At 75.8% G+C, this 16,050-nt stretch carries 13 protein-coding genes; 5 read left to right on the top strand and 8 right to left on the bottom strand.

Annotated elements, in window-relative coordinates:
• The first annotated feature begins 10 nt into the window (after positions 1-10).
• Positions 11-856: a hypothetical protein gene (locus F593_RS0117700; RefSeq protein WP_022930081.1), complete on the top strand. Its 846-nt coding sequence runs from the start codon at positions 11-13 to the stop codon at positions 854-856.
• 9 nt (positions 857-865) lie between these two features.
• Here F593_RS0117700 and F593_RS0117705 read toward each other — a convergent pair whose 3' ends face one another.
• The 3 genes from F593_RS0117705 to F593_RS0117715 form a co-directional block, all read right to left on the bottom strand.
• A complete protein-coding gene (locus tag F593_RS0117705; protein WP_022930082.1) occupies positions 866-1,891 on the bottom strand; it encodes a DUF354 domain-containing protein in 1,026 nt (341 codons plus the stop codon).
• Between the two features lie 68 nt (positions 1,892-1,959).
• A complete protein-coding gene (locus F593_RS0117710; RefSeq protein WP_022930083.1) occupies positions 1,960-3,102 on the bottom strand; it encodes an SGNH/GDSL hydrolase family protein in 1,143 nt (380 codons plus the stop codon).
• A gap of 2 nt (positions 3,103-3,104) precedes the next feature.
• Positions 3,105-4,226 carry a DegT/DnrJ/EryC1/StrS family aminotransferase gene (locus F593_RS0117715; protein ID WP_028721779.1) on the bottom strand — a complete coding sequence of 374 codons (1,122 nt, stop codon included), beginning with the start codon at positions 4,224-4,226 and terminating at the stop codon, positions 3,105-3,107.
• 108 nt (positions 4,227-4,334) lie between these two features.
• Between F593_RS0117715 and F593_RS0117720 the strand changes: the two genes are divergently transcribed.
• Positions 4,335-5,237: an undecaprenyl-diphosphate phosphatase gene (locus tag F593_RS0117720; protein ID WP_028721780.1), complete on the top strand. Its 903-nt coding sequence runs from the start codon at positions 4,335-4,337 to the stop codon at positions 5,235-5,237.
• A 91-nt stretch (positions 5,238-5,328) separates the two neighbouring features.
• On the opposite strand, the gene F593_RS0117725 is transcribed toward F593_RS0117720, so the two are convergent.
• On the bottom strand, positions 5,329-6,087 hold the full coding sequence (locus tag F593_RS0117725) for a class I SAM-dependent methyltransferase (RefSeq protein WP_022930085.1): 759 nt from the start codon (positions 6,085-6,087) through the stop codon (positions 5,329-5,331).
• Between the two features lie 169 nt (positions 6,088-6,256).
• Here F593_RS0117725 and purM point away from each other — a divergent pair, with 169 nt between their 5' ends.
• A complete protein-coding gene (purM, locus tag F593_RS26310) occupies positions 6,257-7,315 on the top strand; it encodes a phosphoribosylformylglycinamidine cyclo-ligase (protein WP_022930086.1) in 1,059 nt (352 codons plus the stop codon).
• 90 nt (positions 7,316-7,405) lie between these two features.
• Here purM and F593_RS0117735 read toward each other — a convergent pair whose 3' ends face one another.
• Genes F593_RS0117735 through F593_RS26315 form a run of 4 tightly spaced genes read right to left on the bottom strand, consistent with a single transcriptional unit; the run spans position 7,406 to position 10,998 of the window.
• Entirely contained in the window at positions 7,406-7,876 is a 471-nt protein-coding gene (locus tag F593_RS0117735; protein ID WP_022930087.1) for a hypothetical protein, read from the bottom strand.
• A gap of 46 nt (positions 7,877-7,922) precedes the next feature.
• Positions 7,923-9,164 (bottom strand): hypothetical protein, encoded by a 1,242-nt coding sequence (locus tag F593_RS0117740; protein ID WP_157251941.1) that lies wholly within the window; start codon positions 9,162-9,164, stop codon positions 7,923-7,925.
• A complete protein-coding gene (locus F593_RS0117745; RefSeq protein ID WP_022930089.1) occupies positions 9,161-10,426 on the bottom strand; it encodes a hypothetical protein in 1,266 nt (421 codons plus the stop codon). The genes F593_RS0117740 and F593_RS0117745 overlap by 4 nt, the downstream gene beginning before the upstream one ends.
• Positions 10,423-10,998: an RNA polymerase sigma factor gene (locus tag F593_RS26315; protein ID WP_022930090.1), complete on the bottom strand. Its 576-nt coding sequence runs from the start codon at positions 10,996-10,998 to the stop codon at positions 10,423-10,425. The genes F593_RS0117745 and F593_RS26315 overlap by 4 nt, the downstream gene beginning before the upstream one ends.
• 287 nt (positions 10,999-11,285) lie before the next feature.
• On the opposite strand from F593_RS26315, the gene F593_RS28745 reads away from it, so the two are divergent.
• Positions 11,286-14,240: an OmpA family protein gene (locus tag F593_RS28745; protein WP_022930091.1), complete on the top strand. Its 2,955-nt coding sequence runs from the start codon at positions 11,286-11,288 to the stop codon at positions 14,238-14,240.
• Positions 14,241-14,493: 253 nt separating this feature from the next.
• Entirely contained in the window at positions 14,494-16,029 is a 1,536-nt protein-coding gene (locus F593_RS0117760; RefSeq protein ID WP_022930092.1) for a protein kinase domain-containing protein, read from the top strand.
• Positions 16,030-16,050 lie beyond the last annotated feature (21 nt).

Genomic DNA, 16,050 nt, shown 5'->3' on the forward strand with positions numbered 1-16,050 from the left:
ATCCGGGGCGATGCCCGTCCCGGACCACGCGAGGCCTCGCGTCCCCCGTCGTGCCGAGGAGGCGAGGCCCAGCGCCCTGCGTCGCCCGAGGGGCGACGGGCCGGGCGCCGGGCCGTGGGGCCCGACGGACGGCGCCCGCGGGCGCAGCCGCCGGGTCCGCCCGCGCGGCGTCCCCGTCCTACTCGTCCTGCTCGTTGCGGTGCTGTTCGCCGGCGCTCTCGGGCTGATGGGCCGGATCACGACGGAGGGCCCGTTCCGCGGCGCGTGGGAGTTCTCGCGCCTCGGCGGCCCGTGGCTCGTCGGGGCGTTCGTGGCCGGTGCGCTCGGCGGCTGGCGTCGTGGGGCCGGGGGCCTCGTCCTGGGCACGGTGGCCGGCGCGATCACCATCGCCCTCGGCTCCGTCGCCTACTACGCCATCCCGGTGTGGTTCGACGGCGACACGGGGCTGCGCCGCGCCGCGGTCCTCGGCGTGGGCTGGGGGGCGGCCGGCGTCGTGGTGGGCGGCGCGGTCGGGCTGCTGGGGGCGTGCTTCTCCACCCGGGTGACCATGCGCGTCGGGCGGGACGGCCGGGCGCGGGGCTCCTGGCTGCACGGCGCCGCGCTCGGTGTCCTCGGGGGCCTGCTCATGGGCGAGTCGATCGCGCTGCTGTGGGTCTGGGAGCAGCCGGGGCTGCGTGCGATGGCCACGCTCGAGGGCGTCGCCGGCGCGGTGATCGTGGCCGCGGGGGCGGCGGCCCGGGCCCGCCGGTTCGTGATCGCGGCCGTCGTCGCGGCGGGGATCACGGCGGCGGTGGCCCCCGTCCTCACGACCGGCCTGCGCGACGCCCTGCGGACGATCGGCTGGGCCGGGGCGTAGGGGTCCCGCTCAGCCCGCCGCGGTCAGCAGCAGGTCGGTGAGGATCCGCGGGTCGCGGCGGGTGCGGCCGGCGTCGGCGCCCGAGCGGTCGCGGCGCTCCAGCACGACCTCCTCCGGGTCGTCCAGGCGCCGCAGGCGGCCATCGGCGATGAGCGCGTCGTCGACGGCGCCCGGCTTGCCGTCGAAGGTCGTGAAGACGGGCGTGCCGAGCGCGACGGCCTCGCGGTTCATCGTGCCACCCGCGCTCACGACCAGGTCGGCGAGCGCCACGAGGGAGGGCCCGTCGATCGGCCGCTCCGGGATCACGAAGCCCCCGGCCTCGCGCAGCTCGACCCGCTGCGCCTCGGTGCGGGGCAGCACCACGACCTGTCCCTGGGCGCGCAGGCGGTCGAGCACGATCGCGAAGCGGTCGTTGTGGAAGCGGTGGTAGAGCGACACCTCGGGCGGGGTGCGCACGACCGCGAGCGGGAGCGCGGGGTCGAGGCCCAGCTCGGTGAGGACGGACGTGTCGGGCTCGAGGTCGGAGAGGTAGTACTCCTCCTTCAGCCCCTCGTACTCGCGGATCTTGCCCGTCGCCCCGTAGGGCGCCAGCCGCTCGGGCGGGATGACGGCCGGCACGACCACGGAGCGCGCCAGCCGGCAGTTGATCTGGTGCTGGACCGTCGCCCACTCGTAGTCGAAGGCCGTCGCCGACGGGATGCCCAGCAACGCCGCCGCCACCGTCACGTCGTTGGAGCCGTGGCCGAGCGCGACGTCGAAGGGACGCGCACCGCCGGGCCACCCGCCGACGCGGCGGGCCCAGCGCAGCAGCGCCGTGGTGCGCGAGGCCAGCCCGCGGGCCTTGTCGGGCAGCCGCTCGCCGCGGTGGTGGCCGATCGCGGTGTGCGCGATGCCGAGCCGGTCGCACAGCCCCAGGGTCTGGGCGAAATCGCGCGCGGTGACGTCGACCTCGTGCCCGCGGGCGCGCAGGTCCTCGATCACCGGACGCAGGACGAGGACGTGCGGGCTGTTGGTGAGGTCGATCCAGACGCGCATCGCGGGCCATGCTCGCGCATCGGGGCGGCGCCCGGCGGTCGGCGTCCCACCGGGCGCCGAGGCTCGCGTCAGCCGGCGACCCGGGCCACGCGGTCCCGGGCGACGCGCGCGAAGGCGTCGCCGATCAGCGCGTAGCCCTCCGCGGTGGGGTGGAAGTCCGCCAGGGTGCACAGCCGCGTCAGGTCGCACGTGCGCTGCACGACGCCATCGGCCGTCGCCGGCCGGTGGCTGCGGAACACCCGGTCGACCCGGGCGACGGCGAAGCCCTCGGCCTCGTACAGCGCGACGATCGCCGGGTTCGCGCGGCGGCGGACGGCGTCGTGGAAGGCGATCGCGGCCTTCCGGGTCGCGCCGATCCGGACGAGCGCGACGGCCGGGTCGTAATACGTCATCGCCGCCAGCACGGTGCGGGGGCCGGCCGCGGCCCGCAGCCGGCGGGCGACGTCCCGCAGCTGCGCCTCCACGACGGGCAGCCGCTCGTCGAAGCACGCGCGGACCCGGTCGGGGTTCGGCGTGAAGCACCCGAGCAGGTCGTTCGCGCCGATGTCGATCGTGACGAGGGTCGGGCGGTCGCCGCGGCGACGCAGCCAGTCCTCGGCCCAGGCGAGCTGGCTGGTCCCCGGGCCCCGGTTGACGTAGGCCAGCGGGCGCGGCGGCGGCGGCAGGCAGTCGCGGGCGCCCTCGACGAGGCTCTCCACCGTCGCGCCGGAGCAGCCCACGCGGCCGAGCGCCACGGGGGTCCCCGCCGCGCGCAGCCGTGCGGCCAGCACGTCGGGGTAGCCCTGGTTCGTGGTGCGCAGCCGTCCGTCGATGTTCTGGATGCCCTGCGCGAGCGAGTCGCCGAGCGCGAGGTAGGCCGTCCCGGGCGCGGTCGGGGACGGCGGGACGAGCGCCGGGTCGCCGGCCTCGTCGCGCCGGAGCGGGGCCACGGGCGGCCGGCTCCCGTCCGTGCCGGTCCCCGCGGCGCCGTCCGTTCCCGCGCCGCCCTCGGGGCCGTCCCCCTCCGCGGGGGCTCCGGAGCCGTCGGCGTCCGGGGTGGCGGGCGCGGCGTCCGTGTTCGGCGCCGCCGCGGCGCCGCGGGCCGTGGTGGTCCCCGGCGCGCCCGACCGCGCCGGGTCGTCGCCGTCCCGGCCGACGAGCACGGACACCGCCACGGTGACCAGCAGGAGCAGCAGCCCCGCCGCCGCGAGGGCCAGGCGCGGGCGGCGCACGATCAGCCGGCGAGGACGTCCCCGACGGCGCCGACGACCTCGGCGATCTGCTCCTCGGTGATCGTCGCGCTGATGGGGAGGGCCAGGTGGGTGCGCGCCAGCTCGTCCGTCACGGGCAGGTCGGCGAGCCCGTCGGGCTGGAACACCGCCATCGGCGCCTGGCGGTGCACGGGCGTCCGGTAGTAGGCCCGCGCCCCGATCCCCCGCTCCTGCAGGCCGGCGACGAGCTCGTCCGCCCGCGGCGAGCGCACGACGTAGAGGTGCCAGGCCGGCGTGGCGTCCGGCGCGGCGACGGGCGGCTGCACGAGCTCGTCGATCCCGGCGCGGTGGTAGCGGACGTGGCTGGCCGCGCGGTGCGCCGCCCAGGCGTTCAGGTGCGGCAGCTGCACGCGCAGGACGGCGGCCTGCAGCTCGTCGAGACGGCTGTTGTAGCCGATCTCGACGTAGTCGACCTTGTCCGCGCTGCCGTGGAAGCGCAGCGTCCGGACCCGCTCGGCGAGGGCGTCGTCGTTCGTGGTGATCGCGCCGCCGTCACCGAACCCGCCGAGGTTCTTCGACGGATAGAAGCTGAACGTCGCGATGTCGCCCAGCGCGCCCGGGCGGGCGATGGGGTGCGTCGGGTCGCCGTCGGCGGTGAGCGTCGACCCGGCGGCCTGCGCGGCGTCCTCGAGCACCGGCAGCCCGGTCTCGCGGCGGATCTCGGCGACGGGGGCGACGTTGCCGAACAGGTGCACGACGATCACCGCCTTCGTGCGCGGGGTCAGCGCGGCCTTCACCGTCTCCGCCGTGACGCACATCGTCTCGGGATCGACGTCGCAGAAGACGGGCGTCGCGCCCGTCGGCGGGATCGCCTCGGCGCTCGCCCAGAACGTGAAGGACGGGACGACGACCTCGTCGCCCGGTCCGACGCCCAGGGCGCGCAGGGCGATCGTGATCGCCTCGGTGCCGTTGGCCACGCCGACGGCGTGGCGCGCACCGAGCCAGCCCGCGAACTCCTGCTCGAACGCCCCCACCTCGGGCCCGAGGATGAAGGCCCCGCCGTCCGCCGTCCGCAGGAGCGCGTCGTGCAGCTCGCCGCGCAGCGGGGCGAGGGCGGTCGCGGTGTCGAAGAGCGGGACGGCCATGGGTGGAGGGTAGGGGTCGACTGCGGGCGCGGCACCGTGGCGCCGGAGCCGAGGGCGCGGCGGGCGGCGGTCACACCGGTCGGCCGGGGAGCGGTCTACCCTGCCTCCGTGCCCGTCCCCGAAGCCATCAGCCCGCGGCGCAGCCTGGCCGCCGCGCTCCTGGCCGGTGCGCTGCACGGCCCGGCGGAGGCGCTGCCCGTCTCCTCCTCCGCCCACGTCGCCTTCGTCGCGCGGCTGGCCGCGGGCCGCCGCGGCCGTCGTCCGGCCGATCCCGAGGTCGCCAAGAGCGTCGAGGTCGGGGCCCACGCCGGCACGCTGCTGGGCCTCACCGTCGGCCTGCGCCGCGAGGCCGTCCATGCCCTGCGCGGCGTGATCGACGACCCGGGGCTCACGGCCCGGACCGCCCTGCGGATCGTCACCGCCTCGCTGCCCGCCGTCGTCGGGGCGCTCACCCTCGAGCGGCAGATCGAGCGTCACCTCGGCGGCGACGCCACGATCGCCGTGGGCCTCGTCGCGGGCTCCGTCGCAATGGCCACCGCCGACGCGCTGAGCCCCGCCGCGGGCCGGCGCTGGGAGGACGCCACGTGGACCGATGCGCTCGTCGTCGGCACCGCCCAGGCCGCCGCGCTGTGGCCGGGCGTCTCGCGCTCCGGCGCCGTCCTCACGGCCGCCCGCGCCCGCGGCTTCTCCCGCGGCGACTCCGGCAAGATCTCCGCCGCCCTCGCCGTCCCGGCCGTCGGCGGCGCCACGGCGCTGAAGGTCGTGCGTCTCGGCGTACGCCTGCGGCGGGGCACGATGGACCCCCGCCACCTCGTCCCGCTCGTGGCCGTCACGACCACGGGCGCCCTGTCGGGCCGCGTGGCCGCCCCGATGGCGCGGCGCACGCTGGAGGGCCTCCCCCTGTGGCCGTTCGCCGCCTACCGGGTGGGGCTCGCGACGGCGCTGGCCGCGGCCGACTGCCGCTGGCGGGCGCAGCCGGCGGACCCCGCGCCTAGCGGGCGCCCGGCCTAGCCGGCGCCCGGCCTAGCCGGCGCCCGGCCTAGCGGGCGCCGGGCCTGGCCGCCTCGGCTCGGGCCGTTCCGGAACCCGGTCGCCCCGGACCTCAGCCGCCTGCGGCCTGGGGCCGCCGTCCCGCCACGGTCTGCGACCACCAGGAGACCTCCTGGCGCACGTCGACGAGCCCCGCCGCGGCGAACCGCGTGGTGAACGCGTCGGGTGCGAACCCCCGCAGGCCGATCGCCCCGTGCGTGACGGCGAACGCCGTGCGCGCCGCGGCGGGACCGCGGTCGCACGTCGTCAAGAGCGCGACGCGCCCGCCGGGACGCAGCACGCGCAGCAGCTCGTCGACGGCCCGGAACGGGTGCTCCATCAGGTAGAGCGCGCCGTAGCACGTGACCACGTCGAAGCTGCCGTCCGCGAAGGGCAGCGCCTCGGCGTCGGCGCGCACGTAGGCGACCCCGGGACCGGGGCTGTCGCGCACCGCACGAGCGAGCATCGACGCGGACGTGTCGCAGCCCACGGCCAGGCCGTCCCCCAGCGCCTCGCGCAGCCGGCGCGTCGTGTTCCCCGGGCCGCATGCGACGTCGAGCGCCGTCTCCCCCGCCCGCGGCCGTACGAGGTCGAGCCCCAGCCGGGTCTCGGCCGCCGTCGACCGGCCCGTCCACGCGCGGAACAGCAGCGGGCGCCACGCCCGCTCGTAGATCCGCGGGAGCACGGAGGAGCGCATGGCCCGCTGCGCGACCGACGGGCGCTCGTCGGGCTCCGGCGGCAGCAGGTCGACGTAGCCGTGCGTGGCCGGCGGGTCGGGCCGTGGCGGGTCCAGCAGGGCCCCGATGCGCGCGGCGGTGCTGACGGCGTCCATGCGGCCACGATAGCCCGCGTCCCCGGGCACCCGGTGGCGGCGCTCGCGGGCGCCCGTGCCCGGCCGTCGTTCCGCAGCGGTCCGCCCCGCGACGCACGGGGCGGGGCCCGCAGGTCGTCGTCTCGACGGAGCACCTGCGTCACACCCCCGTCTGCGACGATCCCTCGCAATGAGCGACGCCTACGCTGCCTCCGGGGTCGACACGAACCAGTCCGATGCGGGCGTCGGCGCCCTGGTCTCGGTGCTGCGGACGATCAACACCGGGAAGCCCTCGACCTCCGTCCTCGGTTCCGGGCACTACGCCAGCGTGCTGCGCGTCGCCCCGAACCTGGGGATCGCCATCGCCACGGACGGCGTCGGCTCCAAGCTGATCGTCGCGGAGGAGACGGGCCGGCTCGACACCGTCGGCATCGACTGCATCGCGATGAACGTCAACGACCTCATCTGCGTCGGCGCCGAGCCGATCGCGATGCTGGACTACCTCGCGGTGCAGGAGCCCGACGGCGAGCGCCTCGCGGCCATCGCGCGCGGGCTGAAGGCGGGTGCCGAGGACGCGGGCATCGAGATCCCCGGCGGCGAGCTCGCCGTCCTCCCCGAGCTCCTCAAGGGCCACCCCGACCCGCACGGCTTCGACCTCTGCGGCACGGCCATCGGCACCGTCGCGCTCGACGAGATGGTCACGGGCGAGAAGATCCAGCCCGGCGACGCGATGATCGGCCTGCCCTCGAGCGGCATCCACTCCAACGGCTACACGCTCGCCCGCAAGGCGCTGCAGCAGGACGGCGGCCTCTCGCTCGACGACCGGCCGGAGGAGCTCGGCGGCCTGTCCGTCGCCGACGCGCTGCTCGAGCCGACCGTCATCTACGTCCGCGCGATCGTCGAGCTCCTGCAGAGCGGCGTCGCCGTCCGCGGCCTGAGCCACATCACCGGCGGCGGCCTGCTGAACCTCGTGCGCCTCGGGCCGGACCGCCTCGGGTTCGACATCACCGAGCCGCTCCCCCTGCCGGCGGTCATGCCGCTGATCCAGAAGCTCGGCGGCGTCTCCGACGCCGAGATGTGGGAGGTCTTCAACATGGGCTGCGGCTTCGTCGCCATCGTCCCCGAGGACCAGGTCGACACGACCGTCGCACTGCTCGAGAAGCGCCACCACGGCACCCGCCGCATCGGCACCGTCTCCGACCGCCCCGGCGTCTGCACCGCCCCGGGTGGCGTCACGCTGCAGGGCTGAGCCCGTCGCGGGCCCGGCCCCCGGCCGGATCCGCGACACCCGCGTGCCCCGGCGGTCGGGGCACGTCGCCCCCGGCCGCCGTCCGGCCCCTCAGGCGACGCCGAGGACCCGCGTCACCCGGCCGTCCGTCACCTCGACGTTGATCCGGCTGGTCGACAGGTCCTGGGTGACCATGAGGTCCTCGCCGTCGCGGCGCGCGACGCGCACGGAGCAGCCGCGGGCCTTCGCGGTGGCCTGCGCCTCGGCCAGCGGGCGACCCTCGAGCTCGCGGGCGTCGAAGGCGCCCGGCGCCCCGCCGGCCTTGTCGGACGGGCAGAGGATGGGCTGATCGGCGTCGGGCACGTTGGCCTCCGTATCGGTGGTGGTGCCGCCCGGCGACGGGGCGGCATCGGGGACGGACTGCGTCGACGCGGGCGGTGTCGCGCCGGTGGACGCGGTCTTCGACGGGACGCTCCCGGGCGTCGCGAGCCCCGTGGTGGACGGGTCGTCGTCGGAGCCGCAGCCGGCCACGGCAGCGGCGACGAGCAACGTCGCGCATGTCGTGCGGATCCGACGGCTCATGCGCCCACTCTGGCGCATGACGGGCCCGGCCGCGCGCGTCGGGACGTCATCCGCCGAACGCCACGTCGCCCGTCGGGGGGCTCGGCTCCCGGTAGCGGTTGCGGGCCACCACCCGTCGCCCGTCGTGTCCGAGCCCGACGGCGTCGACGTTCGGACCGAAATCGTCCGTCCCCGCACCCGAGTCCGGCCAGATCGCGAGGGCGACGCCCGGCTCAGCGACACGGACGGTCTGCACACCACCGACCGTCCGCAGCTCGATCCGGTCGACGCCGCGAGGCGCGAGGACCACCGCGGTCGAATAGATGGCGGTACCTCCGGCGGCATCCGGAACGCGGAGGGCTCCGACGCTCGCCAGCGGTCGGGTCGACCGCGGGTGGCGGCCGATGCGATCGCACTGGTGAAGCGCATCGACCTCGATGACCCCGAGGGGGCCGCGCAACCGTCCCGCGGTTCCCATGAACGCCGGAACGACCCCGGAGGCCACGCACGGCTCCCCCGTCCCGCCCATGCGGCCGACGACCACACCGACGGTCCCGATCGGCGTTCCGCTCTGGCTGATCACCCGGGGATGCCGCACGTCGGTGGTCACGTCGGGGAGCCCGCTCGCCTGGCGCTGCATCCGCCCACGGGACGCGTAGGTCACCCGAGCACGCATCGGTGGGCGCGCATTCACCGGCGTCTCGCCCGCTACGGGGCGGTCGACCCGCACGAACCCTGACGCATGGCGGGGCAGCGTCACGGTCCGGCCGTGCACGACGGCCCGTCGACCGCGCCGGCCGAACCCGAAGGTGACCAGGGCCGTCCGCCGCACGCGGCCGCCCCGCGCGTCCAACACGGCCAGGGTCTGCAGGTCACGCCCGCGCCCGTCCACGGTGCAGAACGTCGGCCGGCGCTCGTCCGACACCCGACCGGCGCGCCCCAGGGCGTCGAGCCAGGCGACCCGCCGGCCGACGGCACGGCCGAGCCGGACGCACTCCACCGGCCCCTTCGGTACCCGCACGTACGGCGCGAACGGCCGGCCCCGGAGGACGAACCGCTCGACGACCCAGTCGGGGCCGCCGGCCACGTCTCGCGCCCGCGCAACGATCCGCACCGTTCCGCGGACGGACCGGAACGCCGGTGCCTGGCGTCCCGTGGTCGCCGCCCGCACGTCTGTCGCGTCCGGCCCGTGGTCGGCACCCGACTCCGCCTCGGCCGTCCCCGGCCCGCCTCCCGCCGCCCAGAGCACCGCGGCGACGAGCGTGCCGCCCAGCACCGCCCAGAACACGTTCCGCATCGACACGCTCACGGTCGTACCCCTCGTCTCTCGCGCAGGTCCCTGCGCCTCACCGGAACGGCGGTCGGGGCCTTCGCGCCCCGCTGCACGCTGACCTGGACGTCCGCCGGCTCGACCGCCCCTGGGAGCAAACCCATGTAGACCGCGTCGCCACGGCTCCCGCCGATATGGGCCACGCCGACGCGGCGCAGTGCCCACGCCCGCCCGAGCGCCCGGACGGTGGGGAGGCTCCGCGTCCCCGGAACCCGGATCGTCACCAACGTCCTCGTCGGAAGCCCGGCCCAATCCACGGGTCGGAGCAGACGCCCGATGCCGAACTCGCCGCGGGCTCCCGATCGCAGCCGGGTGACCGCGGCCCACGTCCCGCGGGGCACGGCGCAGGCGCGCGGCATCTTCGTGTCCCATCCGACGAAGGGCGGGACCGGCGAGACCCGGAAGCAGGTCGCGTTCGTCGCACCGACAGTGCGGTTGCCCGTACCACGCCCGAGGTCCGACTCGGCGGTGAGCTTCCATGGCCGCCCCCGTGGGTCGGGGTCCGGGAGCGTCCTCGCGAGGTCGAAGCGGACGGTGGCACCGGCGGACGCTCGGCGGACGTCGACGATCGGCTGGGCCTGTCGCGGCTCTCCGGGGAGCAGGGCCACGAACGAGCCGTCGGCGGCGAGCGACGCCACCACGGTGCGGCCGTTGGGCAGCAGGGCGCGGACCCGATCGGTCCCCGGGCGCGCCACGCCGAAGAGGACCGTGAAGCGGCCCGCACGGCCCGACACCGCGCGGACGTCGCGCAGGCCGACTACCGGAGCATGGGCCGCGGCACCGCCGTCGGCGATCTGTCCGCACTGGGCGTCCGCCGTGGGACCGAGCGGTTCGAACCGGCCCTCGGCGGTCTCGATCCCCAGCCGCTCACCGCGGACCTGACCCACGGTCACGCACCGCGTCCCGTCGCCCGCCGATCCGACCCGGACCGTCCAGGGCAGGCCACCCGCCGGGTCGGCCGCGCGGACCGTCGACAGCCGGACGCTCGTCGGGGCTGGCCGCACGACGGGCGCCTCGGCCCGCAGGAAGGGCGGGACGGGCGAACCGGTCGCCGCGGTCAACGCCAGGCCCGTCGTGCCGACGAATGCCGCCAGGAGCACGCCGGGGCCGCCGAACCCCGACCCGCGCCGCCACCGGCGGACGTCGGCTGCGGCGAGCCGCTCCCCGAACGCCTCCAGCGACGGGAAGTCCTCGATCCGCGGCTCGCGCGGCGGGCCCACGGGCGGCTCGTACGCCGTCATGCCGTCACCTCCCCCTCGCCCAGCGGCCGCAGCCGCGCCGCGAGCCGCCGCAGCGCCCGCGACACCCGTTGCCGTGCCGCGGCCTCCGTGATGTCCAGCCGGGCCGCCACCTCGCCGAACTCGAGCTCGTCGACCACCCGCAGCTGCACGGCCTCGCGCTCGCCCGGCGGCAGCTCCAGGAGCTCACGGGCCACGGCGGCGCGTAGGCCCGTCAGGGCGGCCAGCTCGTCGACGCGCTGCAGCTCCTCGGCGGTGGCGGGCGGGCGCTCCACGCCCAGGCGCGTCCGGACGGCGCGGTCGGCGTAGCCCTTGCGCAGGTACGCGGCGAGCTGCCGTTCGGCGATCGTCCGCACCCACGCACGGGCGGAGCGCACGTCGCGCCCGCGGAACCCGCGGCGGGACACGAACGCCGCGGCGAACGTCTCCGCCGTCAGGTCCAGCGCGGCCTCCGGGTCCAGCACGCGGCGCGCGAAGAACACGACCATGCGCGGCGCCTCCTCGGCGTAGAACGTGGCGAAGGCCTGGGGATCGCGCCGGCTCAGGGCCAGGGCGCTCTGGGGTGGCTCCGCCATCACCTGGGTAGTGCGTGGGCGCTCCGATCCTGTGACACGGGACGGCGGATCGGGCTCCGGGGACGCCGCGGAGGCTAGCCGCCGGGGCGCGGACGAGCGCCCCGAGCGCCCAGGCGCGGCCGTCCCGTGCTCGCCTCAGCACCCGGTGGGGGCGTACGACGTCTCAGGCGAACGCCGGTAGCCATTTGTCCGTTAGGCGTACGGAAGATCACGGCCCGGACTCCCCGGGCCGACGAAACCGGACGTCGCCGGGACCCCGGCGCGCCCTTCTCCTCTCGAGGCCCCTCTTGCTCAGCTCCCGGCGGTTCTTCCGTTCCGCCCTCCTGTCGACCGGCGCCCTGCTGGCCGGAACAGCCCTGGTCCTGCCGGGCGTTGCCCAGGCCGATGCGCCGTCCTTCCCGGCGAAGTTCGACTTCACGACGACCACCGCGGTCACCACCAACCCCTCGCTGGGTCAGCTCCGCGTGATCGGCGGCCTTCCGGATGGCGGCCGCACCGGCGTCGTCCGGGTCGACGCCAGCATGGATCTGGGGATGCTGCGCTTCACCGATTTCATCGCCGGGGCGGACGCCGTGCTGCGCGAGGGCGGAATCGCCGTCTACGGCGGCGTCGAGCAGGTGCAGTACACCGGCGCAGGCCACATGAACGCCGCGGACCAGGCCGGCACGGCCGTCGCGGCCGTCGTCTCCAAGATCGGGGGCGGCCACCTGCTCGCGATCTATGGCGCCGACGGCGCCGACGGCATCGCCGCGCTCGACCTGCCCGACCAGCCCACCGGGCTCGCCGTCGGCCGGTTCCTGCCCGACGCGACCGCCGACGGCGTCGCCGTCTCCCTCGCCAGCGGCGAGACGCGGATCTATGGCTTCGAAGGCCCCGAGCTGGAGGAGCAGGCCATCTGGGCCGACCTCGCCGGCCCCCTCTCCTCGTGGAAGCAGGGCGCCGGCGCGCAGCTCGCCCTCGGAGCCACCCGGAACGGCGGGGCCGTCTCCGCGCTCGGCGTGGACGGCACCACGGCCACCGTGACGTCGCCCGTCGGCATCCCGGATCTCGCCGAGATGCAGTCGACGGGCTCCCAGGACCTCGACCTGCTCGGACGTCGTTGGGGCGGTACCGGCAATTCCGACGGCACCACGCGCGCCTTCGGCTTCTCGGTCCTCGGCGGCCCGTCGGATGCGTTCACAGGCTCGAACTCGAAGGCCAAGCGTGCGGTCGTCGCGCGGTTCGGGCGAGTCGGTGCCGGCCGCGACACGGTCGGCCTGATCGGCGAGAGCGGCGCGGACTTCCGCGCTCCCGACGGCACGGAGTCCTCCTTCTCGCTGGGCGGCCAGGACGCCGCCCTGGTCGACGCGGACCGCGACGGCCGCGACGACATCGTCGTCCCGCTGCTCACCGGCGGACCGGCCGAGCTCGTCGTCTACCGCAACATCACGGGTTCGCAGGAGACCGCGACGACCCTCGCGGCGGCGCAGTTCGTCCAGCCCCTCACGGAGAACGCCGCCGGCGACCTCTCGACGACGGAGACCACGTTGGACTGGAAGGTCCCCTCCGACGGTGCGGCGTACCGGTGCGCCGTCGACGGCGCACAGCTCGGGACGTGCGCCGGCACCTTCACGTTGGCTCAGCTTGGCACGGGTGCACACACCCTCCGGGTGCAGCGCCGGGAGCAGGGCCTCACGTTCTTCTCCGCGGTCTCGGAGTTCGAGTTCGTCGTGCAGCCGAAGCCCCCGGTCTTCGCCACGACCCCGCCCGCGGCCGTGCAGAACGCCGCGGCCCGCATCACGGACCGCCCGGGCTCGACGCTTCAGTGCCGGGTCTACGACCCGCGACCCTTCCTGCCGGACACCGGTGACTTCGCCACGTGCGCCGCCGACTGGACCCGGGAGCTGGCGGAGGGCGAGTACCGCGCCGAGTTCCGCTGGGTCGACGGGAACGACGTCGCCTCCGAGGCGCTCTCCTACGACTTCACGGTCGACCGCACGGAGCCGGGCCAGCCCGGGATCATGACCGTCCCGGACGAGCAGACCAGCAGCCGCACCGCCGTCATCACGTTCATGACATACGGCGACGCCGTCGCGACGCAGTGCTCCCTCGACGACGGCCCGTACGAGACGTGCGTGGACGAGTTCCGCCGCACGGGCCTGACGCAGGGCCCCCACCGGGTGCGCGTCCGCCAGGTCGACGCCGCCGGCAACGTCGGCGAGCCCGACGTCGTCGACTGGGAGATCACGGCGCCCGAGGCCCCGCGATTCACCTTCGGCCCAAGCGGCTTCACGACGGACACGACGGCGTCCTTCGGGTTCCAGGACCAGACCGAGGGGCAGATCGAGTGCGCCCTCGACGGCGCCGCGTTCCGCGCCTGCGGCCCCACGGTCGAGCTCAGCGGCCTGACGGCAGGCGACCACGTCCTCCATGCCCGGACCAGCATCGGCGCCGACGTGTCCGAGGTCACGGACTACCCCTGGACCGTCGCGGCGATCCCGGACGGCGACACGAGTGAGCCCACGGGCCCGCAGTTCGGTGACGCCCCGGTCAACCCGCTGGCGCCGGCCCCCACGCCGACCCCAGCCCCGACGCCCGCCCCGGCCCCGACCCCCATGCCGGAGCTCAAGGCCCCCACGGCCCCGCTGGCCGGCAAGACCGCCGCCGTCGTCGGCCGCACGCTGACGGTCGGCTGCACCGTCCCCGGCGCCGCGTCGTACCGCTGCGAGGTCTCGGTCACCAAGGGCGGAAAGACCCTCGGGCGCGCCGTCCGCACCGGCAACGGCTCCGTGCAGATCAAGCTCACCCGCGCCGGCGCCCGCCAGGTGCAGCGCTCCGGCAAGGGCCTGACGGTCCGCGTGCAGGTCAAGGCGACGGTCGACGGCAAGAGCACGGTCACGACGAAGACGGTCCGCCTGCTGCCGACGAAGGACCTCGCCCTCTCGGCGGACGAGTTCTTCGGCGCGAAGGGCGCCAAGCCGACCGCCGCCGCCAAGCGCATCGCCAAGGACATCGCCGCGCAGCTCTCCGGCGCGCGCCGCATCACCATCACGGGCCACACCGACAACGCGGGCTCCCCGGCCGTGAACGAGCGCCTCGGCCTCGAGCGCGCCCAGGCCATCTCCGCCCTCCTGCGCGGTGCGGGTCTCGGCGGCGCCAAGGTCGTCGTCGAGAGCGCCGGCGAGACGTCGCCGACCGCGTCGAACGGCACGGCCAAGGGCCGCAAGGCCAACCGCCGCGTCGAGATCGCCGTCCGCTACTAGCGACGGGACGCGCCCCGCGGGTCGCCACGGTGGCGACCCGCGGGCCCGACGCGTGCAAGCCCGCCTGCATCCGGCCCCCGTGGGCGCTGCCCTGCGCCGCCGGGGCACTCCGACCGGCAAGATGCCCCGGGTGGCCGCCCTCCCCGACGTCCGACCCCGTGCGTGAGCGCGCGCCGCGCGGCGACCGGCGGCACCTTCCCGGGCAAGCGCAGGACACGGACCCCCGTCGGACCCGCACAATAGGGCCGTACCGGTGACCATCGACGTCGGGACACTGCTCGCGGATCGCTACCGCCTCGAGGCCCAGATCGGCTCTGGAGGCATGTCGACGGTCTACCGCGCCTTCGACACCGTGCTGGAGCGCACGGTGGCGATCAAGCGGATGCACCGCAACCTGGCGGAGAACCCGGAGCAGCTCGAGCGGTTCGGCCGCGAGGCCCGGGCCGTCGCGCGCCTGAACCATCCGAACATCGTCCAGGTCATCGACGCGGGCGAGCACGACGACACCCCGTTCATCGTCTTCGAGTACGTCGCGGGCGAGACCCTCAAGGAGCGCGTCCAGCGCGCCGGTCGCCTGCCCGTCACCGAGGCCGTCGCCTACGCCATCGAGATCGCGCGCGCCCTCGGCGCCGCCCACGAGCGCGGCATCGTCCACCGGGACGTCAAGCCGCAGAACGTGATGATCAACGAGGACGGGCAGGCGAAGGTCACCGACTTCGGCATCGCCCGCTCCGTCGAGGAGCACGGCCTGACCGCCGACGGCCGGGTGCTGGGCACCACGGACTACGTCTCGCCCGAGCAGGCGATGGGGCACGACGTCGACGGGCAGAGCGACATCTACTCGCTGGGCATCGTGCTCTACGAGATGCTCATCGGCGACATCCCCTTCAAGGGGGACAACCAGATCGCCGTCGCGATGAAGCACGTGCGGGACGAGATCCCCGACGTGCAGCAGCTGCGCCCGTCGATCGGGACCGCCCTGGCCGCCGTCGTCGACCGCGCCACCGCCAAGCCGCTCGACGTCCGCTACTCCTCCACCGAGGAGCTCGTCGCCGACCTGGAGGACGTCCTCACGATCGAGGCCGGCCGCCGCGGCGAGACGACGGGCGAGGCCACCGCCGTCTTCCGCAGCCTCCCGCAGGCCCAGCGCAGCCGCGCCAACCTGCGTCCCGGCAAGCGCACCGTCATCGCCGTCGCCGTCCTGCTGGTCCTCGCGGCCCTGGCCGTCGCCGCCGTCCTGCTCACGAGCGACAACGCGACGCGCGGCACGAGCCAGAAGCCGCGGGTCGAGGTGCCCAAGGGGGAGGTCGCGATCTCCCTCAAGAGCGACGCGGCGTCGGACTACGACCCGCCGCCCGGCGACGGCCAGGAGCACTCCTCCGACACCTTCCGCGTGCTCGACGGCGACAAGAACACCTCCTGGTCGACCGAGACGTACCAGGGCGACACGATCGCCGGCAAGGACGGCGTCGGCATCTACCTCGACGCCGGCGGCGGATCGCGCTCCGTGGCCGCCACCAAGCTCGACGTGACGACCCCCAAGGGTGGCTGGGCCGCCACGGTCTACGCCGCCACCGGCTCGGAGCCCCCGAGCACCGTCACCGACGCGGGGTGGACCGAGGTCGGCAGCCTCTCGTCCGCGAAGACCGGCGACAACCGCGTCGCGCTGGAGACGAACGGCAAGCGGTACCGCTACTACCTGCTGTGGATCACGAAGATGCCCCCGGCCAGCGGCGGGCGCACGAAGGTCCAGATCAGCGCGATGGGCCTCGTGCGGGCCCGCTCCTAGGGCACGGGCTACGGCGCCTGC

The organism is Patulibacter americanus DSM 16676 (assembly GCF_000420025.1).
In the GTDB taxonomy this organism is placed as follows: domain Bacteria; phylum Actinomycetota; class Thermoleophilia; order Solirubrobacterales; family Solirubrobacteraceae; genus Patulibacter; species Patulibacter americanus.

Bases quoted from the DNA above. Each gene is read 5' to 3' on its own strand.
- F593_RS0117735 (WP_022930087.1), bottom strand. From the start codon at position 7,876: ATGAGCCGTCGGATCCGCACGACATGCGCGACGTTGCTCGTCGCCGCT.
- F593_RS0117715 (WP_028721779.1), bottom strand. From the start codon at position 4,226: ATGGCCGTCCCGCTCTTCGACACCGCGACCGCCCTCGCCCCGCTGCGC.
- purM (WP_022930086.1), top strand. From the start codon at position 6,257: ATGAGCGACGCCTACGCTGCCTCCGGGGTCGACACGAACCAGTCCGAT.
- F593_RS26315 (WP_022930090.1), bottom strand. From the start codon at position 10,998: ATGGCGGAGCCACCCCAGAGCGCCCTGGCCCTGAGCCGGCGCGATCCC.
- F593_RS0117745 (WP_022930089.1), bottom strand. From the start codon at position 10,426: ATGACGGCGTACGAGCCGCCCGTGGGCCCGCCGCGCGAGCCGCGGATC.
- F593_RS0117705 (WP_022930082.1), bottom strand. From the start codon at position 1,891: ATGCGCGTCTGGATCGACCTCACCAACAGCCCGCACGTCCTCGTCCTG.
- F593_RS0117700 (WP_022930081.1), top strand. From the start codon at position 11: ATGCCCGTCCCGGACCACGCGAGGCCTCGCGTCCCCCGTCGTGCCGAG.
- F593_RS0117725 (WP_022930085.1), bottom strand. From the start codon at position 6,087: ATGGACGCCGTCAGCACCGCCGCGCGCATCGGGGCCCTGCTGGACCCG.